The sequence below is a fragment of the Variovorax sp. GW821-FHT09D07 genome (assembly GCF_059416345.1).
Window position 1 is genome coordinate 225,259 of the sequence record NZ_JBWKOY010000003.1, and the last position, 26,498, is coordinate 251,756.

Here is a 26,498-nt window from a genome sequence, read left to right on the forward strand (position 1 = left end):
TGCGTGACGCAGCCCGGGGTTGTAGCACGACCGTGCGGCGCTTTCGCTACGTGGCCGGCTGAACCGGCGCGCCCGGCGTGACCGATTGCGCAGTGCCGGTCACAGGTGTAAGGGGCGCCTGCGCAGCGGCCGAGGTACCGCAGGCATGGCAGAACTTGGAGAACGCGCTCTTGCGCGTGCTGCAGTGGCCGCAGTGGTCGAACAGGCCGATGCCGCAGTGCGGGCAGAAGTCGATCTCGTTGTTCTTCAGGTCGACCGGCCGCTCGCAGCCGGGGCACACGCTCTTGGCCAGGCGGGCCAGCGCGACGTCGTAGCTCAGCTCTTCGCGGCGCACCTGGTCGGGCTGCTGCTCGGCGAGCTTCTGGCGCGCCAGGTAGCGGTTGAGCGCCACGATGGCGTAGCGCCCCACCAGCACCGTGAGCACGATGCCCACCACGTAGCGCACGTAGCCGCCGTAGCTCGGCAGGTAGGGCACCAGCTCGACGAAGAAGGCAAACAGCGCAAAGAAGATGAAGCCCCACACGAAGGGCCAGTAGGTGCTCTTGCGCTTCTTCACGAACAGCCAGCCGGCCACCAGCAGCAGCGGCAGGGTCAGCGCGAGCCGGTAGCCGAACACGCGCAGTTCGACGCGGCGGTACTCGGCGTCCAGGCGCTGCTGCGCGTCGTGCTCCAGCACGCCCAATGCCGCGCGCGCACGCTGCTCGGCCTGGCGCGCGTCGAGCGCGATCTGGCGCTGGGCGTCGGCCTTGCGCTGCGCCGCGTCTTCCTTCTGCTTGAAGGCGTCGAGCGCCTTGGTGCGCGCGATGAGCTCGGTGTCCTGGTCGGGCTGCGCGGTGGCGCGGCGCGTGGCGATCCAGTTGCCGAAGGTCTCGCGCGCGTTGGCGCTGGCCTGCTGCGCCGTGTTGAGCTGCAGCTGCGCCTGGTCGAGGTCGCGCGCGGCCTGCAGCTCGGCGGCCTCCGAGGCCTTGATGGTGGCGCGCAGCGGCTCGGCCGCGGGCTTGTCGATGAAGTCGTCGAGCACGCGCACGCGCTCGACCTGCGGCAGGTCGCCCACGATCGTGCTGCCCAGCCCGATCAGGAAGCTCGCGAACACGAACGCCACCAGCCACAGGCCGCGGCGGAACCACTTCTCGGACAGGCGCAGGGATTTGCTCATGGTCTTTCCTTCGTTCTTTCTTTTCTTCGTTGCTTCTCTTCGCTCAGAGCTTGAGTGTGACCGGCGCCGCGCCTAAGCCCGCACGCGGCAGCCAGGCGAACACCGAGTCGACGGTCACGGTCTCGATGCGGTCCGAAAACCGCTTCTCGTTCGGATGATCGTCGAAAGCGATGTTGGCCGAGCCCACGCGCCCGCCCAGGCGGGTCAGCGGGCCGAGGTTCAGCGTGGTGGGCTCGTAGCCTTTGAACTGCAGCCAGGCCTGCGCCTGCGCGCGGGTGCCGATGGTGGCGGGCTCCATCGCCGCGGCCAGGGTCTCGATGGCCCACTGGTTCGACTGCTGGTACTTCTGGCCCCAGGCGTAGCTCACGATGCTGTAGGGCGCCACGTTCAGGCGCACGAGGCGCGCGTCGGGCTCGCGCAGCGCGGCCATCAGCTGCGCCTGCACCGCGGGCGTCGGCACGGACCAGGCGGCCTCGTAGCGCCACAGGTCGTCGAGGAAGAACTCGCCCAGCCCCTGCCGGTAGACCGCGGCCACCGCCGTGCCGCAGTGGTTGAGCTTGTGCACCACGCGCCACGGGCCCTCGTCGGTCTTGTAGGCGATGCCCAGGTGCGAATAGCGCAGGCCGTACTTGCTCAGGTCCTGTCCGGCGCGCGCCAGGATGACCACGCGCGCGCCACTCGCATCGAGCTGCTGCGAGGTGCGCTCGGCCAGCTGCATGCCCTTGACGATCAGCGCCGGCGTCGGCCTGACCTGTTCGCACGAGCGGCCGGCATTCGCCTGCAGCGGCAGCACCGCAGCGATGGCGAACGCCAGCAGCAGCGCGGGGCGCACGGCGGGTTTCACGACAGTCTTTCGTTGTGGAGCAGTGCGCGGCCGACCGCGTTGGGCACGAAGGCCAGCACCTCGCCCGCGGCCGAGAGCACGACGCCCGTGCCGATCACGCTGACGACCACGGCCGTGCCGGCGGCCGCCGACACGCCACGGGTGGCGCGCCCCATCACCTTGACGCTGGCGCGGGCGCCGTCCGAGGCGCGTTCGAGCAGGTAGACGGTGCCGTCGACCGAGGCCTCGACCGCGATCACCGTGAGCACCGAACCGCCCACCGACAGCGCCGCGGGCACAGCGACCACCGCGGTGGCCGACGCACCGACGACCGAAGCGGCGCCGACCACCGAGGCCACGGGCAGCAGCGACAGCGCGGCCGAGGCCTCGCTCTGGGCCCGTGCGGGCAGCGGCGTCGCGACACCCGCGAACGCGGCGCAGGCGGCGAAGGCCAGGGCGGCCATCGACCGCGCCAGGGCGGTCCTGCGCGAAGCCGGCAGGTCGCGCTGGGTGATCGAAACGGTGGAGGATGAGAGGGGTTGCATGAAGGCCTCGCGGCGCAGTGAAGGTGAGCGAATGATGGTTCGCCTTCACGCCGCGGGGCTCGAATACTTCAACCAGTTGCGATCCTGACATCCCGCAGTATCCCGAAGAGATACTTTGGGGCGAACGCCTCAGGAGGCCAGCAGGCCGGCCACGCGCTGGCGCAGCGTCTCGGGCTGCACTTCCTGCGGCGCCACGGGGTGGCCGACGCGCAGGCCCACGCGACTGAAGAAGCCGCGACGGAAAGGCTTGGCCATGGCGACCTGCTGGCCGCCGCGCAGCTCGATGCGGCTGAAGTACGAGCCCCAGAGGTTGGTCAGCGCCATCGGGACCACGGGCGGCTCGATGCCTTCGGCGCGTGCGCCCTCGAGGATCTTCATCACACCGCCCTTGAAGGGCTGCAGCTCGCCGTCGCGCGTGATCGCGCCTTCGGGGAAGATGCCCAGCAGGTCGCCCTCGCGCAGCACGCCGACGGCCTTGGCAAAGGCCGCCTCGTACGCGGCCGGGTCTTCCTTCTGCGGCGCGATCGGGATGGCCTTGGCCAGCTTGAACAGCCAGCCGAGCACCGGCACCTTGAAGATGCGGTGGTCCATGATGAAGCGGATCGGGCGCGGGCTCGCGGCCATCAGCAGCACCGCGTCGATGAAGCTCACGTGGTTGCACACCAGCACGGCGGCGCCCTCGGTGGGAATGTGCTGGTCGTCCTTGATGTCGAAGCGGTACACGAAGCGCGACAGCACCCAGGCCACGAAGCGCAGCAGGTACTCGGGCACCAGCATGAAGATGTAGAACGCCACCACCGCGTTGGCGATGCCGGTGAACAAAAAGATCTGCGGGATGGTGAAGCCCGCGCCCAGCAGCGCGCCGGCCAGCACCGAGCTGCCGATCATGAAGAGCGCGTTGAGGATGTTGTTCGCCGCGATGATCCGCGCGCGGTGCGTGGGCTGGCTGCGCAACTGGATCAGCGCGTACATCGGCACGCTGTACAGACCCGCGAAGAGCGACAGCAGCCCCAGGTCGGCCATCACGCGCCAGTGCGCCGGCTGCTGCATGAAGGCGCCCAGGCCCATGCCGGCCGAAGGCGGCAAGGCGCGCGAGGCAAAGTACAGGTCAATGGCGAACACACTCATGCCGATGGCGCCCAGCGGCACGAGGCCGATTTCCACCTGCCGGCGGCTCAGCGTCTCACACAGCAGCGAGCCCACGCCGATGCCCACCGAGAACACCACCAAGAGCAGCGACGCCACCTGCTCGTCGCCGTGCAGCACTTCCTTCGCGAAGCTGGGGAACTGGCTCAGGAACACCGCGCCGAAGAACCACATCCACGAGATGCCCAGCAGCGAGCGGAACACCACGATGTTCTCGCGCGCCAGCATCAGGTTGCGCCAGGTTTCGCTGAAGGGGTTCCAGTTGATGACCAGGCTGGGGTCGGTGGCCGGCGCGGGCGGAATGGCCTGCGCCACGCCGCGCCCCACCAGCGCCAGCAGCAGGCAGGCCACGGCCACCGTGGTGTGGCCGATCTGCGGCATCGCCACCAGCAGCCCGCCCGCCACCTGGCCCAGCAGGATGGCGACGAAGGTGCCCATCTCGACCATGCCGTTGCCGCCCGTGAGCTCGCGCGAGTCGAGCACCTGCGGCAGGTAGGCGAACTTGACCGGCCCGAACAAGGTGGAGTGCAGCCCCATGAGGAACACGCAGCCCAGCAGTACCACCGCGTCGGCGCGCACGAAACCCCAGGCGGCGATCACCATGATGGCGATCTCGAGGTTCTTGACGAAGCGGATCATCTTCGTCTTGTCGAACTTGTCGGTCAGCTGCCCGGCCGTGGCCGAGAACAGCAGGAAGGGCAGGATGAACAGCGCACCGATCACCAGCCCCGCCATCGCCGGCGGCATCCAGCTCAGTTGCAGCTGGTAGGTCACCATGACGGTGAAGGCGAACTTGAAGAGGTTGTCGTTCGCGGCCCCCGCGAACTGGGTCCAGAAGAAGGGCGCGAAGCGCCGCTGGCCGAGCAGGGCGAACTGGTTCGCGTGGGCGTTGGGCTCATGCACCACGGGCGCAGTCGCGGCGGCGGCGGGGGTTGTCATGCGATGCAATCTCCTCTTTGTCTTCTACCGCTGCGCCACGGGCGTTCCGTGGTCAGGCCGCGTCATGCCGCGATCGCGGCAGGGTCGGGATTGTGCCGCAGCAGGGTGGCGCGCCAGCCCTTTTCGAGGCGGTACAGCGCCATCAGCACGGGCAGGCCGGCCAGCGACGCCACCAGGTGCTTGAGCGTGTGGCCCGACACGAGGTGGCCGGTGGCTTCGTAGATGGCGTGGTCGCCCAGTTCGCAAATCTTGGCCAGCACGTAGAACGCGATCACCCAGCCCAGCTTGAGCCCGACAGCGCCGCGCATCGGCGTGGCCAGCGCCAGCGTGAGCACCACCGCCATGCCGCCGAACTGCACCAGCGCCCAGGGCAGCACGTTGCCGGTTTCCTGGCAGACCTCGGCCGCCAGCAGGCCGGCCGTGAGCACGAACCAGGCGGCCGGCCAGCCGGCGCGCTGGCTGACGCGTTCGCAGACGGCGATGCCGATCAGGCCCGCGAAGGCCACGGCCATGCCGGCGCGGTCGGCGGCGAGGCGGGGCGCGTCGGGCATCAGGTGATAGAAGGCCGAGCCGGCGGCGGTGGCGATCAGGCCGGCGAAGAACAGCCAGGCGCAGTCCAGCGTGTTGTCCGGCGGGTCGTTGGCGGGCGGCGCCAGCGGGAACCCGGCCAGTGCCTCCTGGTGCGAGCGGTCGATGCGGTTGAGCCGGTACAGCCCCAGGCAGCCGATCGCCAGGAACGGCAGGTTGCTCAGCACGTCCATCGCGTTGGGCAGGTGGAACAGCGGCCGGTTGTCGGCGAACACGGAGGCGATCGCCACGTCGGCGGCCGGCAGCGCCGGGCCGAAGAAGGCGATCAGCAAGAGCAGCGCGAAGGTGAACAACAGTCCGCGTTCGCGGCGTGTCAGGGTGGGCAGAAGCATGGCGTTCCTCGGTGGGGTGGTGGCTGGCGGGTGGAATCTAGTTGCCAGCCCTCCCCCAGGCATCGAGAATCGATACGAGGCACTATTTCACTCCCTTCGGTATCCTTTTTCTATACCTTCAACCCGTACCCTCCCTTCATGAGCACCACCGTCGACCTGGTCCAGGCCCTCAAGAACGAACTCAAAAGCGCCCGCATGACGTATGCCGACCTGGCCCGGTCGCTGGACATGGCGGAGTCCAGCGTCAAGCGCATGCTGGCCAAGAGCGACATGCCGCTGTCGCGCGTCGATGCGATCTGCCGCGCCCTGAAGATCGATTTCGCCGAGCTGGCGCGGCGCGTGGCCGACGCCCAGCCGCTGCTGAAGGAGCTGACCCACGAGCAGGAAAAGGCCGTGGTCAAGGACAAGAAGCTGCTGCTGGTGGCGATCAGCGTGCTGAGCCAGTGGACGCTGGAGCAGATCGTGGCGTCGTACCGGATCACCGAGCCCGAGTGCATCGGCTGCCTGGCGCAGCTGGACCGCATCGGCATCATCGAGCTGCGCCCGCTGAACCGGTACCGCCTGAAGCTCGCCAAGACCTTCCGCTGGCGCCCGCACGGCCCGGTGATGGAGTTCTTCCGCGAGAACGTGGTGCTCGACTACTACAAGGGCGGCTTCGACGGCCCGGCCGAAGGCCTGCTGCTGGTGCACGGCTCGATCAGCCGGTCGCTGGCACCGGCCTTCCTGGAGCGCTTGCAGCGCGTGGCGCAAGACTTTGCGCAGCAGCACCAGACCGACCAGAAGCTGTCGGCCAAGGACCGCGAGGGCTACACCCTGCTGCTGGGCATGCGCAATTGGGAGTTCGAGGCGTTCACCCGCCTGCGCAGAAACTAAGGCTTGGCAGCTTCCAATGCGTCGCGCGTGGTGCGTGCGGCGTTCTTCGCCGCATCGGCGAAGTCTTCGCCCGACGAGGCGTAAATGATCGCCCGCGACGAGTTCACGATGATCGGTGCGTCGGCGCGCCAGCCGGCGCGCACGGTGGCGACCGCGTCGCCGCCCTGGGCACCGACGCCCGGGATCAGCAGCGGCACCGTCGGCGCGAGTTCGCGCACGCGCTCGATCTCGGCCGGGTAGGTCGCGCCCACCACGAGGCCGAGCTGGCCGTTGAGGTTCCACGGGCCCTGCGCCAGGCGGGCGACGTGCTCGTACAGGAAGGGCTGGCCCTCGACGCTGGCCAGGCGCTGGCCCTGCAGGTCGGAACCGCCGGGGTTGCTGGTGCGGCACAGCAGGAAGGCGCCCTTGCCTTCGTATTGGAGGTAGGGCGCGACCGAGTCGAAGCCCATGAAGGGCGACAGGGTCACGGCGTCGGCGCCGTAGCGCTCGAAGGCTTCGAGCGCGTACTGCTCGGCGGTGGAGCCGATGTCGCCGCGCTTGGCGTCCAGGATGGTGGGCACGTGGGGCGCGTTGCGGCGCATGTGCTCCATCAGGCGTTCGAGCTGGTCTTCGGCGCGGTGGGCCGCGAAGTAGGCGATCTGGGGCTTGAAGGCGATGACCAGGTCGGCCGTCGCGTCGACGATGCGCGCGCAGAAGTCATAGATGCGGCTGGCGTCGCCCTTGTACGCCCCCGGGAATTTGGTTGGCTCCGGGTCGAGGCCCACGCAGAGCAACGAACCGTTGGTTTGCTGTGCAGCGGCCAGCTTGTCGAGGAAAGTCATGGGGCCCGATTTTACGGACCCCGCCCGCCGGCCTCAGGCCGAAGGGGTGGCCTGCTCTGCCGCCAGGCACAGGTCGGCCCAGGCGCGGGCCTTGTCGGCCGGGTTGCGCAGCAGGTAGGCGGGGTGGTACGTGGCCACCACCGGCACGCCGTTGGCCGACGCCAGCGGCACGGCACGCCCGCGCAGCTTGCCCAGCGGATCGCGGCTTTGCATCAGGCTCTGCGCGGCCAGCGGGCCCATGGCCAGCACGAGGCTGGGCGCCAGCGCCGCCGCGTGGGCGTCGAAGGCGGCATCGATCGGCTGCGGGCTGCCGGGCTGGCCGGCGGCCACGCCGCGGTGCGTGCGCATCAGGTGCACGGGCGTGCGGCCGTCGTGCAGCTTCAGCGCGCGCAGCATGTTGTCGAGCAGGCGGCCGGCGTCGCCCGCGAAGGGCTCGCCGTGGCGGCCGTCGGCCTCGGGGGGCATGTCGGCCACCACCAGCCAGCCGCCTTGCACCGGCGCCGTGGCATCGGCCTTGTCGGCGTACAGGCGGCAGGGTGCTTCGACCAGCACGGCGGCGCCTTGCGCCACGGGCGGCGCTGCGACGGGACGCGGTGCCGGGGCGGCCACCGGGCGGGCGACGGGCGCCGGGGCCGGGCGAGGCGGAGGCGGCGCGTCGTACGACTGGTCGCGTTCGTCGAGCTCCAGCGGCGGGCCTTCGGGCATGTCGGGCATGCCGGAGTCAGCGGCCACGGGGACCTCCGGCTCGGCTTCGACTTCGATCTCGGGTTCCGGCGGCACGGGCCACCAGACCTTCACGCCCATCTCGTCGAGCATGGCGCGCTGGCGCGCGTCCAGGCGCAGGGTGTGGACCGCGGTGTCCGTCATCGCAAAGCTCCCCAGGCGGAGCCTGTTTCGTTGAGGCGCATGCTCATGACGACCGCGTCTTCACGCTTGCCGTCGAACGCCGGGTAGTAGCCCTTGCGCACGCCGACGCTGCGAAAGCCTTGCCGCAGGTAGATGTCGAGCGCGCGCCGGTTGCTTTCGCGCACCTCGAGCCACAGCCACAGCGCGCCCTCGCCGCGCGACCAGCCGGCCAGCGCTTCGAGCATGAGCGGCGCCCAGCCCTGGCGCTGGAAGGCCGGCGCCACGGTGATGTTGAGCAGGTGCACCTCGTCCACGCCCTTCATGGCGACGAAGTAGCCGATCAGCGTTTCGCCCAGGCTGGTGCAGGGCGACTCGACACCCGGCGCCACGCCGGGCGCCAGCAGGCACTGGCAGTGGTAGCCCACGGCCATCGAATCGGTGAAGTTGGCGCGCGTCCAGGGGTGCGTGTAGGCCGTCTGCTCGACCGCGCACACGGCATCGATCCGCTCGACGGTGAGCGGTTCAAGACGGGCTTCGACGGACTGGAGGACGGCGCTCATGCGGGGTTCGGCGGAACGGCGGCCGCCGCCTTGATGGCGGCGCGTTCCTCGGTGGTTTGCGCCACTTTATCGCGAACATAGAGCGGCCAGGCCTGCGCGGCGGGCACGGTGCGGCCGGCCGCGAGCAGCGCGGGCGCCAGCCGCAGCATGGCGACGGCCGTGGGCAGCACCTCGTGGCGGGCCGTGGCGTTCGCCAGGCGCGGGCCGTAGGCGGTGAAGGCATTGCCGGCGAGCGCCCAGCCGGCCGGCACTTCAAGCGCCTCGGGGGCGAGCAGCAGCGGCTCGGGGTCGCCGCCGAACGGGCCGGCGGTGTCGAAGTCGTAGTGCGCGGCGTAGAGCTGGTCCATGCGCGCATCGAGCACGGCCACCACGCGCTGCGCGCCGAAGGCATGGCGCGCCTCGTCGGCCACGGCCAGCAGGGTGTCGACCGGCAACAGCGGCACCTTGGCGCCGAAGGCCAGGCCCTGCGCCACCGAACAGGCGGTGCGCAGGCCGGTGAAGGAGCCCGGGCCGCGCCCGAAGACGATGGCGTCGAGCTCGGCCAGCGCGAGCCCCGCGTCGGCGAGCAGTTGGCGGATCAACGGCAGCAGCGTGCTCGACGCCTGCGCGCCGCCCACGCCGCTGTGCGCCAGCACGCGGTCGCCGTGGCGCACCGCGACCGACAGGTGCTCGGTGCTCGTGTCGAAGGCCAGGAGCTTGTCAGACATTCGGACGCCCCATTCCCGCCGGGCACGGCGTCGGGCAGACCGGCGCGGCGCGCACGGCCGCCGCGCGCACGCCGAACAGGATGCCGGCCGTCACCAGCGCGAGGCCGGCGACCAGGCTCCAGTGCATCGGTTCGTCCAGCCACAGCACCGCGCCGAAGGCCGACAGGCCCGGCACCAGCGCCGTGATCATGGTGGTGCGCACCGGGCCGAAGTGCTGGATCATCTTGGTGAAGGTGATGCCCGAGATCACCACCGAGCCGAGGCCCTGGAAGGCCATCTGGAATGCGACCTCGCCCCACGGCGCGCTGCCGATGTGGCTCACGACCGCGCCCGAGGCCACCAGCAGCGTGTAGACCGGCACGTAGGTCATGAGCGCGAACACGGTGATGGCGATGGTCGCGCGCACCGCGTCCAGGCCGTGGCGGCGCGCCACCACGCTGTAGCAGGCCCAGCAGAAGGCGGCGCCCATGAACATCAGGTCGCCCTTCCAGACCTCGCCGCCCTCGAAGGCGTGCAGCAGGCTGCGCCCGCCGACCACGAGGTCGCCCGCGACGATCATCGCCAGCCCGATGGCGCGCGTGGGCGTGATGCGGTCGCGCAGCACCAGCGCGGCCAGCAGCGTGGTCCACAGCGGCAGGCTGCCGGGCATCAGCACGGCGGCATGGCCGGCCGGTGCGAAGAAGAAGCCGCTGTACGCGATGAGGGCGTAGGCCACGCCGCCGAAGATGCCGGCGGTGGCGGTGATGCGCAGCGACAGCGGCGACAACCCGAAGAACGAGGACACCGCGCCGCGGTGCTTCGTCGCCAGCCACGCGCCCCAGGGCACCAGCACCAGGCTGGCGCCGCAGACGCGGGCAAAGGCCAGGTCGAAGGGCGTGAGCGAGCGCGCGGCCGAGGCGCGCGCGATGAGGATGAAGGCGGTCCAGACCACGACGGTGACCACGGCCGCGCCGATGCCGAGCATGCGGGGAGACAGGAGGGGCGGAGAGGTCTGCGGGGGCGCGGCGGGCATCCCGCCATTATCGAGGGCAGGCCCTGGCCGCGCAGGGGCGGGGCGAATCAGCCGGCCTCGTCGGCACGCAGGATCGCCAGCCCGGCCGCGCGCAGCGGCGCCAGCGCCTGCTCGGGGGCCTGCGGCGCCACCAGCAGCTGCGTCGCGTCCGCCAGCGGGCTGACCACCCACGCCGACGCGGCCCCGAGCTTTTCGGACGAGGCCAGCACGACGGTCTCGGCCGCCGCGGCCATCAGGGCGCGCTTGATCTCGGCCTCTTCCGCGTCGCCCGTGGTCAGGCCCGCCTCGGCGTGCACGCCGGTGGCGCCCATGAAGTAGGTGTCGGCGTGGATGCGCGAAATGGCCGCCATGGCCGCCGCGCCGACCGCCACCATCGAATGCCGGAAGAGGCGCCCGCCGATCAGCACCACCTCGATGCCGGCGTGCGCCGCCAGCTCGACCGCCACCGACGGGCTGTGCGTGACCACCGTGGCCTGCAGCGCGAGCGGCAGGTGGCGCGCCAGCTGCACGGCCGTGGTGCCGCCGTCGATGAACACCACCTGCCCCGGCTTCACGAGGCGCGCGGCGGCGCGGCCGATGGCCACCTTCTCGTCGGGCGCGAGCTGCTGGCGCCCGCTGAAGTCGGCCTCGGCCGCCGCGACCGGCAGCGCGCCGCCGTGCACGCGCTGCAGCAGCCCTTCGGCCGCGAGCTCGCGCAGGTCGCGGCGGATGGTGTCTTCGGACAGGGCCAGTTCCTCGCTGAGCGCCTTGGCGACGACCTGGCCGTCGCGCCGCAGGACCGAGAGGATGTGTTGCTTGCGCGGTCGGGTGAGCATGGGCCGATGGTAACGGGTTTGCACGTTATTGCACGAATCTTCTTGATATTGCACGAACTCGGTTCTATGCTCGCCGCCATGACCATTCACGACCGCGTCCGGGTGCACGAAGTCACCCTCCTGTCCGACAACTGGTACACGCTGCGCACCACCGCCTTCGACTGGCGGCGCAACGACGGCGAGTGGCAGCGCATGCACCGCGAGACCTACGACCGCGGCAACGGCGCCACGCTGCTGCCCTATCACCTGGGCCAGCGCACGGTGTTGCTCACGCGGCAGTTCCGCTACCCGGCCTTCGTCAACGGCCACGACGACCTGCTGATCGAGGCGGCCGCGGGCCTGCTGGACAACGCCGCGCCCGAGGAACGCATCCGCGCCGAGGTGGAAGAAGAACTGGGCTACCGGCTCGGCACCGTGCAGAAGGTGTTCGAGAGCTTCATGAGCCCGGGCTCGGTGACCGAGAAGCTGCACTTCTTCGTCGCGCCCTACGAGGCCTCGATGCGCGTCGGCGCGGGCGGCGGGCTGGCGGAGGAGGGCGAGGACATCGAGGTGCTCGAGCTGGGCATCGACGAGGCGCTGGCCATGGTGGCCGACGGCCGCATCGCCGACGCCAAGACGATCATGCTGCTGTACCACGCGAAGCTGCACGTTTTCGCGCCGGGATAATCCGCGGATGCCTCTTGCCTTCCGCCCTGCGCCCCTCGCACTGACCCTCGCCCTGCTGGCCCCGGCCGGCGCCTTCGCCCAGCAAGCCCTTCCGCCTCAAGTCGATGCCGCCCTCGCGCGTGCCAAGGTCTCGCGCGAGGCCGTGACCCTGCTCGTGGCCGATGCCGACGCGGGCCGCGCGCCGCGCCTGGCCTGGCGCTCGCAGGTGCCGGTGAACCCGGCCTCGATCATGAAGCTGGTGACCACCTACGCGGCGCTCGACCTGCTCGGCCCGGCCTACAGCTGGAACACGCCGGTGTATGTCGAGGGCTCGGTGGCCAACGGCGTGCTCAACGGCAACCTCTACATCAAGGGCCAGGGCGATCCCAAGCTGGTGCTGGAGCGCGTGTGGCTGCTGCTGCGCCACGTGCAGGGCCTGGGCATCACCACCGTGAGCGGCGACATCGTGATCGACCGCAGCGCCTTCGAGACCACGGTCGAGAACGACCCGGCCGCCTTCGACGGCGAGCCGCTGCGCCCCTACAACGCCTCGCCCGACGCGCTGCTGGTGAACTTCAAGTCGGTCAACATGACCTTCGCGCCCGACCGCGCCGGCCAGTTCGCGCGCGTGAGCTACGAGCCCCCGCTGGCCAGCGTGGCGATGCCGCCCACGGTGCCGCTGGCGCCCGGCGAATGCGGCGACTGGCGCGGCGCGCTCAAGCCCGACTTCAGCGACGTGAACCGCATCCGCTTCAACGGCGGCTTTCCCGCGGGCTGCGGCGAGAAGAGCTGGGCCGTGGCCTACGCCGACCCGCGCACCTACAGCCTGCGCGCCATCGGCGGCATGTGGGCCGAGATGGGCGGGCGCGTGGGCGGCCAGATGCGCGAGGGCCGCGTGCCCGCGGGCCTGAAGCCGGCCTTCGACTTCGAATCGCCGCCGCTGGCCGAGGTGGTGCGCGACATCAACAAGTACAGCAACAACGTGATGGCGCAGCAGGTGTTCCTCACGCTGGGCCTCACGCAGAAGCAGCGCGGCACCTTCGAGGCCTCGCGCAGCGCGCTGGGCCAGTGGTGGCGCGAGCGCATCGGCACCGGCGAGGCGTCGCCGGTGTTCGAGAACGGCTCGGGCCTGTCGCGCGACGAGCGCATCAGCGCCGCCGCGCTCGGCAAGATGCTGCAGGTGGCGTGGCGCTCGCCCGTGATGCCCGAGCTGGTGGCCTCGCTGCCCGCGATGGGCGTGGACGGCACGCTGAAGCGGCGCACGCTGCGCTCGGGCGGCGCGGCGCACCTGAAGACCGGCACGCTGCGCGACGCCTCGGGCGTGGCCGGCTACGTGCACGGCGCAAGCGGCCGGCGCTACGTGCTGGTGGCCATCGCCAACGGCGAGAACGCCGGCGCCGCGCGCGCCGCCTTCGACGCGCTGATCGACTGGACCGCGCAGGACCAGTGACTCGGACGGGGCCTGAGCCGCCCCGCTACTGAATAGGTTCTGCTCGCAAACGCGGCTTGCGCGCGGCCATGGCGCTGCCCAGAATCGGACGCTCGTTCGTTTTCGATACAACTCCAGGAGACGCGTCTTGACCTTGCATCCACGGCATTCCTCCCTCTCGGCCCGCCGGGTCACCGCCACGGCGACGCTCGCCGGCGCCACGTTGCTGCTCGCCGCCTGCGGCGGGGGCGGCGGCGGTGGGGGCGGCATCGGCTTTCCGCCGCCGGGCGGCGGCAGCGACACCGGGCGCGGCACGGTCGTCACCAGCCCGCCCGAGCAGGGCACCAAGCTCACGGCCGACCAGTTCAGGGCCAGCCTGCAGGCCTCCGACCAGGGCAAGGCGCTGCTGCAGGTCACCGGCGCGCCCAAGTGCGGCGTCGACATGCGCTACCTCGAGTACCGCACCGTCGGCGGCAAGAACGAAGCCACCAACGCCACCGCCGCGATCATGGTGCCCTCGGGTTCCGACGTGGCCTGCAGCGGCGCGCGCCCCGTGGTGCTGTACGCGCACGGCACCACGCCGGCGCGCAACTACAACCTCGCCAAGTGGACCGACACCACCCAACCGGCCGCCGGCGAGGGCCTGATGGTGGCCGCCATGTTCGCGGCGCAGGGCTACATCGTGGTGGCGCCCAACTACGCGGGCTACGACAAGTCGACGCTGCCCTACCACCCCTACCTCAACGGCGAGCAGCAGGGCAAGGACATGGTCGATGCGCTCACCGCGGCGCGCAAGACCTTCTCGGACATCGGCGCGAACGACGCCGGCTCGCTGTTCATCACCGGCTATTCGCAGGGCGGCTACGTGGCGATGGCCGCGCACCGCGAGATGCAGGCCACCGGCAAGACCGTGACGGCCTCGGCCCCGCTGGCCGCGCCCTCGGCCATCAGCCTCCTGACCGACTACACCTACCTGGGCTGGCCGGCGCTGGGCGCCACGCTGTTCGTGCCGCTGCTGTCGACCAGCTGGCAGCAGCAGTTCGGCAACGTCTACAACAGCACCAGCGACGTCTACGAGGCGCAGTACGCCACCGGCATCGACACCCTGCTGCCCACCCTCACGCCGGGCACGCTGTTCTCCAGCGGCAAGCTGCCGCAGCTGGCGCTGTTCCCGGCCGACGGCAAGCCGGGCCCGGTGAGCCCCGAGCTGGCGATCTTCTATGGGGCCAACAACCTCATCAAGCAGAGTTTCCTCACGCAGGCGGCCACCGACATCCAGTCGGCCCCCTGCCCCGGCAACGCGCTGCCGGCCACGGCCGCGTCGCTCGGCTCGGCCTCGCCGCTGGACTGCAAGCCCGCCACGGGCTTCCGCAAGGCGGCCATCGCCAACGACCTGCGCAACTGGGTGCCGACCAAGCCGATGCTGCTGTGCAGCGGCGCGAACGACCCGACCGTGAACTTCCTGAGCACCCGCGCCACGGCCGGCTACTTCCGCGCCAAGGGCATGCCGGCCGCCGCGCTCGCGGTGGTCGACCTGGAAGACCGCGGCACCACCGACAGCTACTCGGCGGCACGCGCCGGCTTTGCACAGGCCAAGGACCTGCTGGCACAGAGCACGCCGGGCAGCGCCACCGACAAGGCGCGCGCCGTGACCGCGGCCTACCACGGCACGCTGGCGCCGCCGTTCTGCCTGGCGGCAGCACGCGGGTTCTTCCAGGGGGTGCTGGCGGCCGGGGGCTGAGCCCCGCGGCCAAGCAGCCGATCAGGCGTTGATCAGGCCGCTGCAGCGCGCTGCAAGCGGTCTTTCACGCCTTCCCACTCGGGCGTGTCGGGCGGCGTCTCGACCCAGATCAGCTTCACGCCCTGCGCGTCGAATTCGCGCAGCACCGCGAACAGCTGCTGCGCGGTGGCGGCGGCGTCGTCGGGCATGCGCCGCAGCAGCACGCGCTGCGAGCGGCTGCGCACGTTGCTGCGCGTCCACACGGCGATGTGCGCGGCGTTGGCGCCGAGCACGTCGAGGCCCGTCTGGATCGCCTTGGGGTCCATCAGCCGCACCTTGGCGTCGGGCGCGTAGTGCGCCTCCAGCGTGCCCGAGGCGCGCGGGTCGGGCGTGTCGAGCACCTCGCGGTCGCGCAGCGGCTCGCCGACGGCGGCCTCGATCTGGTCGCGCGTGATGAGGCCCGGGCGCAGCAGCACGGGCGCGCCCCGGCTGCAGTCGACGATGGTCGATTCGATGCCCACTTCGCAGGCGCCGCCGTCGACGACGAGCAGCGCGTCGCCGAACTCGTCGTGCACGTGCTGCGCCGTGGTCGGACTGACGCGGCCGAAGCGGTTGGCGCTGGGCCCCGCCAGGCCGGGCACGCCCTGCTCGGCGCAGGCTTCGAGCAACGCCTGCGCCACCGGGTGCGCGGGGCAGCGCAGGCCGATGGTGTCCTGCCCGCCGGCCGCCGCCGTACCCACGCCGGGCTGGCGCGTGACGATCAGCGTGAGCGGGCCGGGCCAGAAGGCCTGCACGAGTTTCTGCGCGAAAGGCGGCAGCGGCTGGGCGAAGCGCGACAGCGCCTGCGCGCCCTTGGCGCCCGCCGCCACGTGGACGATCAGCGGATGGTCGGCCGGCCGGCCCTTGGCCGCGAAGATGCCGGCGACGGCGGTGTCGCTGCTGGCGTCGGCGCCCAGGCCGTAGACGGTTTCGGTCGGGAAGGCGACCAGTCCGCCCGCGCGCAGCACGCGCGCGGCCTCGGCGATGGCGTCGGGAGCATGGCCGTCGAGGATCATGCGAGCGCCGGCAGGCCCAGCAGCAGCGCGGCCTGCGAGGCATTGGCGCGCACGCTCTCGAGCGTGGCGCCGGTGAGGGTCAGGTGGCCCATCTTGCGGCCGCGGCGCGGCGCCAGCTTGCCGTACAGGTGCAGATGGGTGCCGGGCAAGGCGAGCACCTCGCTCCAGCGCGGCGCGACCGGCTTGGCGCCGTCGCCTTCGCCGCCCGGAAACCACAGGTCGCCCAGCAGGTTGAGCATGACGGCGGGGCTGTGCTGGCGCGGCGCGGTCAGCGGCAGGCCGGCGAGGGTGCGCACCTGCAGCTCGAACTGCGACACATCGCAGGCTTCCATCGTGTAGTGGCCGCTGTTGTGCGGGCGCGGTGCCATTTCATTCACCACCAGGGAGCCGTCGGCCAGCGCGAAGAACTCGACGCACAGCACGCCCACGTAATCGAGGCCACTGGCGATGCTCTTGGCGGAATTGACCGCGCCCTGCGCCACGGTCTTGGGCATGTTCTGCGGGTGCACCTCGGTCACGGCGAGGATGCCGTCGCGGTGCAGGTTGCGCTGCGGCGGGAAGTGCACGATCTGGCCGTCGCGGCCGCGCGCCAGGATCACCGAGCACTCGAATTCGAGCGGCAGCATCTTCTCGAGCACGCAGGGCACGCAGCCGGCGGCCTGCCAGGCCTCGACCAGCTCGGCGCGCGTCTTCACGCGCTGCTGGCCCTTGCCGTCGTAGCCCAGACGGGCGGTCTTGAGGATGCCGGGCAGCAGTTGATCATCAACGGCAGCCAGTTGCTCCGCCGTCTCGATGACGGCGTAGGGCGCGCAGGGCACGCCGCAGCGCGTGAAGTACGCCTTCTCGGCGATGCGGTCCTGCGCGATGGCGATGGCCGAGGCGGCGGGCGACACCGGCCGCGCCACCGCCAGGTGCTCCAGCGAGGGCGCGGGCACGTTCTCGAACTCGGTCGTCACCGCGTCGGCCAGGCCGGCCAGGCGGGCCAAGCCGTCGACGTCGGCGTAGTCGGTGTGGATGTGGTGGTGGCTCACCCGACCGGCGGGGCTGTCGGCATCGGGGTCGAGCACCGCGGTGAAGTAGCCCATGCGTTGGGCCGCGTGCGCGAACATGCGCCCGAGCTGGCCGCCGCCGAGCACGCCGAGCGTGGCGCCCGGGAGGATGGGCAGGTCGCCCGAATGGCCGGTGCTCACAGCGCACCCCCGCCTTGCGGCGAGAAGGGCGACACCGGCGCGCCCGCTTCGGGCGGTGGCAGCACCATGGCCTCCGCGGCGGCAGTCTGGGCCGTGCGGAAGGCGTCGAGCTTGGCGCGCAGCGCCGGGTTGTTCACCGCCAGCATGGCCACGGCGAACAGCGCCGCGTTGGCCGCGCCGGCGGTGCCGATGGCAAAGGTGGCCACGGGCACGCCCTTGGGCATCTGCACGATGCTGTAGAGGGAATCGACGCCCTGCAGGTGGCGGCTGGCCACCGGCACGCCGAGCACCGGCACCGTGGTTTTGGAGGCCAGCATGCCCGGCAGGTGGGCCGCGCCGCCCGCCCCGGCGATGATCGCCGTGAGCCCGCGCCCGGCGGCGCTATCGGCGTACGCGAACAGCGCATCGGGCATCCGGTGGGCCGAGACCACCTTCGCTTCGTGGCTGATTCCGAATTGCTGGAGAATCTCGACCGCGTGGCGCATCGTCTCCCAATCGGAGTTCGAGCCCATCACTACACCGACCTGAATGGTTTCGTTCATGGTTTCAATTTTACGTTTCACCCCCAGCTGTTCCCGATGATCGACATCACTCTCGAAAATTTCCAGGCCGAGCTGATCGAAGGCTCGGTCGCCACGCCGGTGCTGCTGGACATCTGGGCCGAATGGTGCGGCCCCTGCAAACAGCTCGGCCCGGTGCTCGAAAAGCTCGAAACCGAGTACGCCGGCCGCTTCACGCTGGCCAAGCTGGACGCCGACAAGGTGCCGCAGATTTCCTCGCAGCTGTCCGAGATGTTCGGCGTGCGCAGCATCCCGTTCTGCGTGATGTTCAAGGACGGCCAGCCGGTGGACGGCTTCGTGGGCGCCATTCCGGCCGAGAAGATCCGCGAATTCCTCGACAAGCACGTACCGGGCGCGGAGGAAGCCGAAGCGGCGTCGGAAGGCGCCGCTGCGCAGGAAGCGCTGGCCGAGGGCGACACCCTGGGCGCGCTCGAGAAGCTGCAGCACGCGGTGGCCACCGACCCGGCCAACGACGACGCGCGCTTCGACTACATCAAGCTGCTGCTGCAGGAAGGCCGCGTGGACGACGCCAAGGTCGCCTTTGCGCCGGTGATCGCCAAGACCACGCTGGTGCGCCGCTTCGATTCGCTGCAGCGCTGGATGGACGCCATCGATTTCGCCGCACCGGTCACCGGCTCGGCGCCGACGCTGGGCGACTTCGACGACAAGATCGCGGCCAACAAGCGCGACTTCGACGCCCGCTTCAACCGCGCCCGCCTGCTGATGGCCGCCCAGCGCTGGACCGACGCGATGGACGAGCTGCTCGACATCCTCATGCGCGACAAGACCTGGAGCGAAGACCTCGCGCGCAAGACCTACATCGCGATCCTCGACGTGATCGAGCCGCCGAAGGTGAAGGTCGCCGACGGGCAGATTCCGCCGGACGATCCGGTGGTGGCCACGTACCGCCGCCGCCTGAGCAGCGTGGTGTTGAGCTGAACGGCTGAACGACGCATTGCGCCTTTCAGTGCGCAATTGAACAAGAAAGCGACCTGTGGGTCGCTTTTTTATTGCTGCCACCGCCCCATATAGATAGCATTGCTACTCAATTTCCGATAAAAGCGCATTGCAATGCTCCAACTGACCGAAGAACTCGAAAAAGCCCGCAAGGCCGGCGGCCTGAGCCAGGAGGCGCTGGCCACGCGCGCCGGGCTGTCGCGCATGACGGTGCAGCGCATCGAAAGCGGCCAGATCGATCCGCGCCTGTCGACGCTGCTCGAAATGGCGCGCGTGCTGGGGCTCGAGCTGATGCCCGTGCCCGCCAGCCTGCGCCCGCAGCTCGAAGACTTCGTGCGCTCGGGCGGCCGCCTGCTCGGCCAGCCGGCGGGCGTTGGCGCGCCGCCGTCCATCGCGCAGAGCCTGGCCGACGAGAACCGGTGAGGCGGTGAGCACGCGCGCCGCCTTCAACACGGGCATCCGCTACCTACGGATGCACCTGCACCTGCCCGGTGGCGGGCGGCGCGCCATCGGTTACCTCTCGCAGTACGGCGACATCCTGCGCGTGTCCTTCGACGAGGCCTACATCGCCGACGCGGGCCGGCCCACGCTGTCCCTCGCGTACCGCGGTGCCGACGAGGCGGCCACGCGCGCCATCCTCGCCTCGGCGCGCGACGCCCGCGTCTCGCGCAGCGACGGCCGCTGGCCCAGCTACTTCCAGAACCTGCTGCCCGAGGGCCACAACCGCGAGCGCCTGGCGCAGCAGCGTGGCTGCGCGGCCGACGACGAGTTCGAGCTGCTGGCCGCCGCCGGCCACGACCTCATGGGCGCGCTCGAGGTCGAGCCCGTGCCCACGTCCGAGGGCATTCCCGACACGGTGCGCCACTGGCACACGGCGCTGGGGCTCGACGTGCTCGAACCGGGTTTCGTCGAGATGCCGGTGGAAGACGCCGCCGCCATCCCCGGCGTGGTGACCAAGTTCTCGGCGGTGCAGGACGGGCGGCGCTACGTGGTCAAGCGCCACGGCGCGGCGGGCTCGTTCATCCTCAAGCTGCCGAGCACGCGCCACCCCGACCTGGTCGCCAACGAATACACCGGCTACCGCCTGTGCGGCGCGCTCGGCCTCGACTGCGCGCAGGCCCACGTGATCGACCGGGCCGACGCCGACCTGCCCGAGCAGGTGCCCTTCGCGCAGATCCTGGCGGTGCGCCGCTTCGACCGCACGCCCGAGGGCGGGCGCATCCACATGGAAGAGTTCGCGCAGGTGCTGCAGTACGAGCCGCGCCAGAAGTACGGCCGCGGGCTGGCCACCGACTGGCCCGCCATGCTGCGCGTGCTCGACCGCCTGTCGCCGAACCCGGTGGCCGACGTGCGCGAGTGCGTGCGCCGCCTCGTGGCCTTCATCCTGCTGGGCAACAGCGACGCGCACCTGAAGAACTGGGCGCTGCGCTACCCCGACGGCGTGGCGCCAGTGCTCGCGCCGCTGTACGACCCGGTCTGCGTGGCCGCCTTCTTCGAGGACGTGCCGGCGCGCGACTACGGCGTCAACCGCGCCATCGACGCCACGCTGCGCGCCTTCGACGGGGCGGCGCTGGAGGCGCTGCTGCGCGCGGCCGGGCTGCTGCGGCCGGCGCGCTTGATGGCCATCGCGCGCGACACCGTGCGCCAGGCCCAGGCCGAGTGGCCTGCGCTGCTGGCGCAGGACGGCACGCCGGCCAGCGTGCGCCGCTGCGTCGAGGCGCGCCTCGCGGGCGGCGTGGCCCTCGGGGCCTGAAGAAGCCCGGATGCGCCATCGGGCCTGTCTTCGCACCGGCCACGGCGTCGCATACGATGGCGCCGGTTTTAACTTGTTGCAGATTGAAAAGGAAAATTGGCCATGCGTTCCTTCGCCCGCCGTACCGCGCTCCCCGCCGTTGCCTCGGCCGCGCTGCTGCTGACCGCCCTGACCGGTTGCGGCAGCGGCATCAGCCTCGACGAGCCGATCGAAGGGCCGGTGTGGCGCCTGGTGCAGCTGGGCGACGAGCCCATCGCGCCGGGCGGCGATGCGCAGCTGCAGTTCGATCGCAACAGCGGACGGGTGAGTGGTTCAGGCGGCTGCAACCGCGTCACGGGATCGTTCACGCGCGCGGGCGTGTCGCTCAAGCTCGGCCAGATGGCCGCGACGCGCATGGCCTGCGCCGACCCGGTGCGCGGCGCCAACGAGGCGCAGTTCCTGTCGGCGCTGCAGAACACGGCCAGCTACCGGCTGGCGCCGGGGCGGCTCGCGCTGCTCGATGCGAGCGGCCGCACCGTGGCGCTGCTCAGCAACGGCACGACACGCTAAAAAAGAAAAGCCGGATCAGCCGTGGGTGAGGCGGTCCAGCGCCTCGCGGTACTTGGCGGCCGTCTTCTCGATGACCTCGGCCGGCAGGCGCGGCGCCGGGGGCGTCTTGTCCCAGGGCTTGCCGTTGATCTTGGTGGCCTCGAGCCAGTCGCGCACGAACTGCTTGTCGTAGCTCGGCGGGTTGGTGCCGGCGGCCAGCGCGGCCTCGTAGCCCTCGACCGGCCAGTAGCGCGAGCTGTCGGGCGTGAGCACCTCGTCCATCAGCACCAGCGTGTCGTTCTCGTCCAGGCCGAACTCGAACTTGGTGTCGGCAATGATCATCCCCTTGGCGAGCGCGATCTGGGCCGCCGCCTCGTAGATGGCGATGCTGACCTCGCGGATCTGCTGGGCCAGCTTGGGGCCGACGACCTCGACCACGCGCTCGTAGCTGATGTTCTCGTCGTGCTCGCCGGCCGCGGCCTTGGCGGCGGGCGTGAAGATCGGGCGCGGCAGCTTGCTCGCGTTGGTCAGGCCCTCGGGCAGCGGCACGCCGCAGACCGCGCGGTTGTCCTGGTATTCCTTCCAGCCGCTGCCGGCCAGATAGCCGCGCACCACGGCCTCGACCGGGATCGGACGCAGGCGCTTGACCAGCATCGATCGGCCCGTGACCTGCGCCACCTCGTCGGGCTGCACCACGCTCTCGGGCGCCTCGCCCGTCAGGTGGTTGGGGCACAGCGCGCCCAGGCGGTCGAACCACCACAGCGCCATCTTGGTGAGGATCTCGCCCTTGCCCGGGATGGGCTCGCCCATGATCACGTCGAAGGCGCTGAGCCGGTCGCTCGCGACCATCAGGATGCGGTCTTCGCCGACGGCGTAGTTGTCGCGCACCTTGCCGCGCGCAAGCAGGGGCAGGCTCTGGATGGAAGAGGTGTGAACGGTGGTCATGGACGGATGCTCGGCTGGGAAACGGTGACAGGGAAAGCGGATTGTGCGCGCAGAAAAAAGCCACCGCGAGCGGTGGCCTGCGGCGCGCAGTCGGTCTTCGTTAGATGACTTGCTGCGCCAGGTCGCCCTTGGCGTACTTGGCGGCAACGACCTGCAGCGTGTCGCCCTTGATCTTGGCGCCCTGGCCTTCGCAGCCGAACTCGATGTAGCGCTGCTTGCAGATCTGCTTGGCGGCTTCGCGCGCGGGCTTGAGCCACTCGCGGGCGTCGAACTTCTCGGGGTTCTCGGCCAGGAACTTGCGCACCGCGCCGGTCATCGCCAGGCGGATGTCGGTGTCGATGTTGATCTTGCGCACGCCGTACTTGATGGCTTCCTGGATTTCCTCGACGGGCACACCGTAGGTTTCCTTCATGTTGCCGCCGTATTTGCGGATGATTTCCAGCAGGTCCTGCGGCACCGACGACGAGCCGTGCATCACCAGGTGGGTGTTGGGCAGGCGGGCGTGGATTTCCTTCACGCGCTGGATCGACAGGATGTCGCCCGTGGGCTTGCGCGTGAACTTGTAGGCGCCGTGGCTGGTGCCGATGGCGATGGCCAGTGCGTCCAGCTGCGTGGCCTTCACGAACTGGGCGGCTTCCTCGGGGTCGGTGAGCAGCGACGCGTGGTCGAGCACGCCTTCGGCGCCGATGCCGTCTTCTTCACCGGCCATGCCGGTTTCGAGCGAGCCCAGGCAGCCCAGCTCGCCTTCGACCGTGACGCCGACCTTGTGGGCCAGCTCGACCACCTTGCGGGTCACGTCGACGTTGTAGTCGAACGAGGCGGGCGTCTTGCCGTCTTCGTGCAGCGAGCCGTCCATCATCACGGACGAGAAGCCCAGGTCGATCGCGCCCTGGCAGATGGCCGGGCTCTGGCCGTGGTCCTGGTGCATCACCAGCGGGATGTTCGGGTACTGCTCGATGGCGGCCTGGATCAGGTGCTTGATGAAGGCTTCACCCGCGTATTTGCGGGCGCCGGCGCTGGCCTGCAGGATGACGGGCGCGCCGGTTTCCTTGGCGGCCTCCATGACGGCCTGGACCTGTTCGAGGTTGTTGACGTTGAAGGCCGGAATGCCGTAGCCGTTGGCGGCGGCGTGGTCCAGCAGTTCGCGCATCGAGACGAGTGCCATGGGAAATACCTCGTGGGAATAGAAAAAGACGGGAAAAAGAGAAGGCGGAAAGTCGGGAGAAAACTACCCCGATTCTACCGAGCCCCCTTGTGGGACAGGGCCGACGCCACCCCGGGCGCCACGGGTACTGGCGCGCAGCTCTTTTTCAACTTTTTCAGATCGGCAACTGCGTGGTCGACAGCACCTGCTTGAGCACCACGAAGGTCCGGATCTGCCGCACGCCCGGCAGGTACAGCAGCTGCTCGGCGTGCAGGCGGTTGAAGCTGTCGTTGTCGCGGGTGCGCACGAGCATGAAGTAGTCGAATTCGCCCGTGACGACGTGGCATTCGAGGCAGCCCGACACCTTCTGCGCCGCCTTTTCGAAATCGGCGAAGGAGTCGGGCGTGGAGCGGTCGAGCACCACGCCGATCATCACGAGCATGCCGACCTCGAGCGCGTCGGGGTCCAGCAGGGCGACCACGCCCTTGATGAAGCCGGCGGCCCGGAGCCGCTCGACCCGCCGCAGGCAGGCCGGCGCGCTGAGGTTCACCTTGGCGGCCAGCGCCACGTTCGACACCGAGGCGTCGCGCTGCAGGGCGCGCAGGATGGCGCGGTCGGTGCGGTCGAGCTCCGTCGGGGCACGCAACTTTGTTGTGCTCATGGCTTCCTTTCCGGATGAAAAGCCTTCTGTATGACCATCCTGCCTTCTTTTGATCGACGAATCCAGCCAACTTCGCAAGCACATTGCAAAGGCTTCTTCCTACGATCGACAGCTTCAACCCCTCACCGCTTTTGGAGCTGCGTCGATGAACCTGAAGAAATTCCCCCGCCACGCCCTGACCTTCGGCCCCACGCCGATCCAGCCGCTGAAGCGCCTGAGCGCCCACCTGGGCGGCAAGGTCGAGCTCTACGCCAAGCGCGAGGACTGCAACAGCGGCCTGGCCTTCGGCGGCAACAAGACGCGCAAGCTGGAGTACCTGATTCCCGAGGCGCTCGAAGGCGGCTACGACACGCTGGTGTCGATCGGCGGCATCCAGTCGAACCAGACGCGCCAGGTGGCGGCCGTGGCCGCGCACCTGGGCCTGAAGTGCGTGCTGGTGCAGGAGAACTGGGTCAACTACTCCGACGCGGTGTACGACCGGGTCGGCAACATCGAGATGTCGCGCATCCTCGGCGCCGACGTGCGGCTGGACGCGGCGGGCTTCGACATCGGCATCCGCCAGAGCTGGGAACAGGCGATGGCCGACGTGCGCGCGGCCGGCGGCAAACCCTTCCCGATCCCGGCGGGCTGCTCCGAGCACCCGCGCGGCGGCCTGGGCTTCGTGGGCTTTGCCGAGGAAGTGCGCCAGCAGGAGGCCGAGCTGGGCTTCAAGTTCGACTACATCGTGGTCTGCTCCGTCACGGGCAGCACGCAGGCCGGCATGGTGGTGGGCTTCGCAGCCGACGGCCGCGCCGACCGCGTGATCGGCATCGACGCCTCGGCCAAGCCGCAGCAGACCTACGAGCAGATCCTGCGCATCGCCAAAAACACGGCCGAGCTGGTCGAGCTGGGCCGCGACATCACCGAGAAGGACGTGGTGCTCGACCGCCGCTTCGGCGGGCCCGAGTACGGGCTGCCGAACGAAGGCACGCTCGAGGCGATCCGTTTGAGCGCGCGCTTCGAGGGCATGCTGACCGACCCGGTGTACGAGGGCAAGTCGATGCACGGGATGATCGAGAAGGTGCGGCTGGGCGAATTCCCGGCGGGCTCGAAGGTGCTGTATGCGCACCTGGGCGGCGTGCCCGCGCTGAACGCCTACAGCTTCCTGTTCCGCAACGGCTGAACCAGACGGCGCCATGAAAAAGGCCGGCATGTGCCGGCCTTTGTCTTGCTGCGAACGAACTCAGCTCGCCCTGCAGATCTTCAGCATGTTGGTGCCGCCGGGCGCGCCCATCGGCTCGCCGCAGGTGATGGCGTACACGTCGCCGCTTTGCACGATGCCGCGCTTCTTCAGGTGGCTCTCGGCTTGGCGCAGCGCGGTGTCGCGGTCGCTTTCCGAATCCATGAGCAGCGGGCGCACGTTGCGGTACAGCGCCAGCTTGCGCTGCGTGGCCAGGCGCGAGGTCAGGGCGTACATGGGGATGTGCGCGCGGTGGCGGCTCATCCACAGGATGGTGGAGCCCGACTCGGTCAGCGCCACGATGGCCTTGGCGCCCAGGTGGTGCGCCGTGAACAGCGCGCCCATGGCGATCGACTGGTCGATGCGGCTGTAGGTCTTGCCGCTGAAGTCGGCGTCGAGTGTCTTGTCTTCGGCGGCCTCGGCGGCTTCGCAGATGCGGCTCATTTCCTGCACGGTCTCGAGCGGGTAGCGGCCCGAGGCGGTTTCGGCGGAGAGCATCACGGCGTCGGTGCCGTCGAGCACGGCGTTGGCCACGTCGCTCACCTCGGCGCGGGTGGGCACGGGGTTGGTGATCATCGACTCCATCATCTGGGTCGCGGTGATGACCACCTTGTCCATGTCGCGCGCCATGCGGATCATCTTCTTCTGCAGCGCCGGCACGGCGGCGTTGCCCACTTCCACGGCCAGGTCGCCGCGGGCGACCATGATGCCGTCGCTGGCGCGCAGGATTTCTTCCAGCTTCGGAATGGCCTCGGCGCGTTCGATCTTGGCGATCATGCCGGGCTTGTGGCCGTACTCGGCGGCCGCCACGTTGCACAGCTGGCGCGCCATTTCCATGTCGGTGGCGTTCTTGGGGAAGCTCACGGCCACGTAGTCGGCCTGGAAGCTCATCGCGGTCTTGATGTCTTCCATGTCCTTGGCCGTCAGCGCGGGCGCCGTGAGGCCGCCGCCCTGCTTGTTGATGCCCTTGTTGTTCGACAGCTCGCCGCCCAGCTTGACGGTGGTGTGCACCGCTTCGCCCTTGACGCCGTCGACCGTGAGCACGATCAGGCCGTCGTTCAGCAGCAGCTTGTCGCCGGGCTTCACGTCGCGCGGCAGGTCCTTGTAGTCGAGGCCGACGGCATCGACGTCGCCCAGCTCGGTGCGCGAGGCGTCGAGCACGAACTTGGCGCCCGGCTCCAGCCAGATCTTGCCCTGCGCGAACTTGCCGACGCGGATCTTGGGGCCCTGCAGGTCGGCCATGATGGCCACTTCGCGGCCGGCCTTGCGGGCCGCCTCACGCACCATGGTGGCGCGGTCGATGTGGTCCTGCGCCGTGCCGTGGCTGAAGTTCAGCCGCACCACGCTGACCTTGGCCAGGATCATCTGTTCCAGCAATTCCGGCGTGCTGGAGGCGGGGCCGAGGGTGGCGACGATCTTGGTGGCGTGGCGGGGGATGCGGTCCGAGCTCATGAAGGGGGTCTCCGTTTTGTATTCGCTACTGTATACACTTTGTGTGTCGAACGGAAGTCAGTCGCCACGGGGGATTT

At 70.1% G+C, this 26,498-nt stretch carries 27 protein-coding genes; 9 read left to right on the forward strand and 18 right to left on the reverse strand.

Annotated features, from left to right (window positions below; all coding sequences use genetic code 11):
- Positions 1-46 precede the first annotated feature (46 nt).
- From AC07OX_RS12480 to AC07OX_RS12500, 5 genes are all read right to left on the reverse strand, one after another.
- Complete coding sequence (locus AC07OX_RS12480) at positions 47-1,156, reverse strand: serine endopeptidase (protein ID WP_495261392.1); 1,110 nt, start codon at positions 1,154-1,156, stop codon at positions 47-49.
- A 43-nt stretch (positions 1,157-1,199) separates the two neighbouring features.
- A complete protein-coding gene (locus tag AC07OX_RS12485) occupies positions 1,200-2,000 on the reverse strand; it encodes a DUF2145 domain-containing protein (protein WP_307582134.1) in 801 nt (266 codons plus the stop codon).
- On the reverse strand, positions 1,997-2,443 hold the full coding sequence (locus AC07OX_RS12490) for a hypothetical protein (protein WP_062477469.1): 447 nt from the start codon (positions 2,441-2,443) through the stop codon (positions 1,997-1,999). Before AC07OX_RS12490 ends, AC07OX_RS12485 begins: the two co-directional genes overlap by 4 nt.
- A gap of 210 nt (positions 2,444-2,653) precedes the next feature.
- Positions 2,654-4,609, reverse strand: a complete 1,956-nt coding sequence (locus tag AC07OX_RS12495) for an MFS transporter (RefSeq protein ID WP_492687003.1) — start codon at positions 4,607-4,609, stop codon at positions 2,654-2,656.
- A gap of 62 nt (positions 4,610-4,671) precedes the next feature.
- The gene (locus AC07OX_RS12500; protein ID WP_492687004.1) at positions 4,672-5,529 is read right to left on the reverse strand and encodes a hypothetical protein; all 858 of its coding nucleotides are present in this window, start codon (positions 5,527-5,529) and stop codon (positions 4,672-4,674) included.
- A 138-nt stretch (positions 5,530-5,667) separates the two neighbouring features.
- Here AC07OX_RS12500 and AC07OX_RS12505 point away from each other — a divergent pair, with 138 nt between their 5' ends.
- A complete protein-coding gene (locus tag AC07OX_RS12505; RefSeq protein WP_099793925.1) occupies positions 5,668-6,402 on the forward strand; it encodes a helix-turn-helix domain-containing protein in 735 nt (244 codons plus the stop codon).
- Here the strand turns inward: AC07OX_RS12505 and pyrF are convergent.
- The 6 genes from pyrF to AC07OX_RS12535 are packed head-to-tail and all read right to left on the reverse strand — an operon-like array spanning position 6,399 to position 11,163.
- A complete protein-coding gene (pyrF, locus tag AC07OX_RS12510) occupies positions 6,399-7,223 on the reverse strand; it encodes an orotidine-5'-phosphate decarboxylase (RefSeq protein ID WP_495261391.1) in 825 nt (274 codons plus the stop codon). The two genes, AC07OX_RS12505 and pyrF, sit on opposite strands and share 4 nt — an antisense overlap.
- A 33-nt stretch (positions 7,224-7,256) precedes the next feature.
- Positions 7,257-8,090: a uracil-DNA glycosylase family protein gene (locus AC07OX_RS12515; protein WP_495261390.1), complete on the reverse strand. Its 834-nt coding sequence runs from the start codon at positions 8,088-8,090 to the stop codon at positions 7,257-7,259.
- Positions 8,087-8,629: a ribosomal protein S18-alanine N-acetyltransferase gene (gene rimI / locus AC07OX_RS12520; RefSeq protein WP_062483095.1), complete on the reverse strand. Its 543-nt coding sequence runs from the start codon at positions 8,627-8,629 to the stop codon at positions 8,087-8,089. The genes AC07OX_RS12515 and rimI overlap by 4 nt, the downstream gene beginning before the upstream one ends.
- Positions 8,626-9,336, reverse strand: a complete 711-nt coding sequence (gene tsaB, locus AC07OX_RS12525; RefSeq protein WP_495261389.1) for a tRNA (adenosine(37)-N6)-threonylcarbamoyltransferase complex dimerization subunit type 1 TsaB — start codon at positions 9,334-9,336, stop codon at positions 8,626-8,628. The genes rimI and tsaB overlap by 4 nt, the downstream gene beginning before the upstream one ends.
- Positions 9,329-10,348: a DMT family transporter gene (locus AC07OX_RS12530; RefSeq protein WP_495263278.1), complete on the reverse strand. Its 1,020-nt coding sequence runs from the start codon at positions 10,346-10,348 to the stop codon at positions 9,329-9,331. The genes tsaB and AC07OX_RS12530 overlap by 8 nt, the downstream gene beginning before the upstream one ends.
- Positions 10,349-10,395: 47 nt before the next feature.
- Complete coding sequence (locus AC07OX_RS12535) at positions 10,396-11,163, reverse strand: DeoR/GlpR family DNA-binding transcription regulator (protein ID WP_070063211.1); 768 nt, start codon at positions 11,161-11,163, stop codon at positions 10,396-10,398.
- A gap of 78 nt (positions 11,164-11,241) precedes the next feature.
- Here AC07OX_RS12535 and AC07OX_RS12540 point away from each other — a divergent pair, with 78 nt between their 5' ends.
- The 3 genes from AC07OX_RS12540 to AC07OX_RS12550 all read left to right on the forward strand — a co-directional run bounded on the left by AC07OX_RS12540 (position 11,242) and on the right by AC07OX_RS12550 (position 14,978).
- On the forward strand, positions 11,242-11,829 hold the full coding sequence (locus AC07OX_RS12540) for an NUDIX hydrolase (RefSeq protein ID WP_139700716.1): 588 nt from the start codon (positions 11,242-11,244) through the stop codon (positions 11,827-11,829).
- A gap of 7 nt (positions 11,830-11,836) precedes the next feature.
- On the forward strand, positions 11,837-13,258 hold the full coding sequence (gene dacB, locus AC07OX_RS12545) for a D-alanyl-D-alanine carboxypeptidase/D-alanyl-D-alanine endopeptidase (protein ID WP_495261387.1): 1,422 nt from the start codon (positions 11,837-11,839) through the stop codon (positions 13,256-13,258).
- Between the two features lie 127 nt (positions 13,259-13,385).
- Positions 13,386-14,978, forward strand: a complete 1,593-nt coding sequence (locus AC07OX_RS12550) for an alpha/beta hydrolase family protein (RefSeq protein WP_495261386.1) — start codon at positions 13,386-13,388, stop codon at positions 14,976-14,978.
- A gap of 32 nt (positions 14,979-15,010) precedes the next feature.
- Here AC07OX_RS12550 and AC07OX_RS12555 read toward each other — a convergent pair whose 3' ends face one another.
- The 3 genes from AC07OX_RS12555 to purE are packed head-to-tail and all read right to left on the reverse strand — an operon-like array spanning position 15,011 to position 17,744.
- A complete protein-coding gene (locus AC07OX_RS12555) occupies positions 15,011-16,012 on the reverse strand; it encodes an L-threonylcarbamoyladenylate synthase (protein ID WP_062481928.1) in 1,002 nt (333 codons plus the stop codon).
- Entirely contained in the window at positions 16,009-17,202 is a 1,194-nt protein-coding gene (locus AC07OX_RS12560; RefSeq protein ID WP_495261385.1) for a 5-(carboxyamino)imidazole ribonucleotide synthase, read from the reverse strand. Before AC07OX_RS12560 ends, AC07OX_RS12555 begins: the two co-directional genes overlap by 4 nt.
- Complete coding sequence (gene purE / locus AC07OX_RS12565; RefSeq protein ID WP_495261384.1) at positions 17,199-17,744, reverse strand: 5-(carboxyamino)imidazole ribonucleotide mutase; 546 nt, start codon at positions 17,742-17,744, stop codon at positions 17,199-17,201. The genes AC07OX_RS12560 and purE overlap by 4 nt, the downstream gene beginning before the upstream one ends.
- A 36-nt stretch (positions 17,745-17,780) precedes the next feature.
- Between purE and AC07OX_RS12570 the strand changes: the two genes are divergently transcribed.
- From AC07OX_RS12570 to AC07OX_RS12585, 4 genes are all read left to right on the forward strand, one after another.
- Positions 17,781-18,701 (forward strand): tetratricopeptide repeat protein, encoded by a 921-nt coding sequence (locus tag AC07OX_RS12570; protein WP_062481920.1) that lies wholly within the window; start codon positions 17,781-17,783, stop codon positions 18,699-18,701.
- Positions 18,702-18,833: 132 nt separating this feature from the next.
- Positions 18,834-19,142, forward strand: coding sequence for a helix-turn-helix domain-containing protein (locus AC07OX_RS12575; RefSeq protein ID WP_062481916.1), 309 nt, complete (start codon positions 18,834-18,836; stop codon positions 19,140-19,142).
- Positions 19,143-19,191: 49 nt separating this feature from the next.
- Positions 19,192-20,472, forward strand: coding sequence for a type II toxin-antitoxin system HipA family toxin (locus AC07OX_RS12580; protein WP_495261516.1), 1,281 nt, complete (start codon positions 19,192-19,194; stop codon positions 20,470-20,472).
- Positions 20,473-20,574: 102 nt separating this feature from the next.
- Complete coding sequence (locus tag AC07OX_RS12585) at positions 20,575-21,021, forward strand: META domain-containing protein (RefSeq protein WP_062478302.1); 447 nt, start codon at positions 20,575-20,577, stop codon at positions 21,019-21,021.
- A gap of 15 nt (positions 21,022-21,036) precedes the next feature.
- Here AC07OX_RS12585 and AC07OX_RS12590 read toward each other — a convergent pair whose 3' ends face one another.
- The 3 genes from AC07OX_RS12590 to AC07OX_RS12600 form a co-directional block, all read right to left on the reverse strand.
- Positions 21,037-21,945, reverse strand: coding sequence for a phosphoribosylaminoimidazolesuccinocarboxamide synthase (locus AC07OX_RS12590; protein WP_062478299.1), 909 nt, complete (start codon positions 21,943-21,945; stop codon positions 21,037-21,039).
- 100 nt (positions 21,946-22,045) lie between these two features.
- Positions 22,046-23,110, reverse strand: coding sequence for a class II fructose-bisphosphate aldolase (gene fba / locus AC07OX_RS12595; RefSeq protein WP_062478296.1), 1,065 nt, complete (start codon positions 23,108-23,110; stop codon positions 22,046-22,048).
- Between the two features lie 154 nt (positions 23,111-23,264).
- The gene (locus AC07OX_RS12600) at positions 23,265-23,750 is read right to left on the reverse strand and encodes an Lrp/AsnC family transcriptional regulator (RefSeq protein WP_070063218.1); all 486 of its coding nucleotides are present in this window, start codon (positions 23,748-23,750) and stop codon (positions 23,265-23,267) included.
- Between the two features lie 145 nt (positions 23,751-23,895).
- Here AC07OX_RS12600 and AC07OX_RS12605 point away from each other — a divergent pair, with 145 nt between their 5' ends.
- Positions 23,896-24,912 carry a 1-aminocyclopropane-1-carboxylate deaminase gene (locus AC07OX_RS12605; protein WP_070063219.1) on the forward strand — a complete coding sequence of 339 codons (1,017 nt, stop codon included), beginning with the start codon at positions 23,896-23,898 and terminating at the stop codon, positions 24,910-24,912.
- A gap of 60 nt (positions 24,913-24,972) precedes the next feature.
- Here AC07OX_RS12605 and pyk read toward each other — a convergent pair whose 3' ends face one another.
- Positions 24,973-26,421: a pyruvate kinase gene (gene pyk, locus AC07OX_RS12610; protein WP_062478290.1), complete on the reverse strand. Its 1,449-nt coding sequence runs from the start codon at positions 26,419-26,421 to the stop codon at positions 24,973-24,975.
- Positions 26,422-26,498 lie beyond the last annotated feature (77 nt).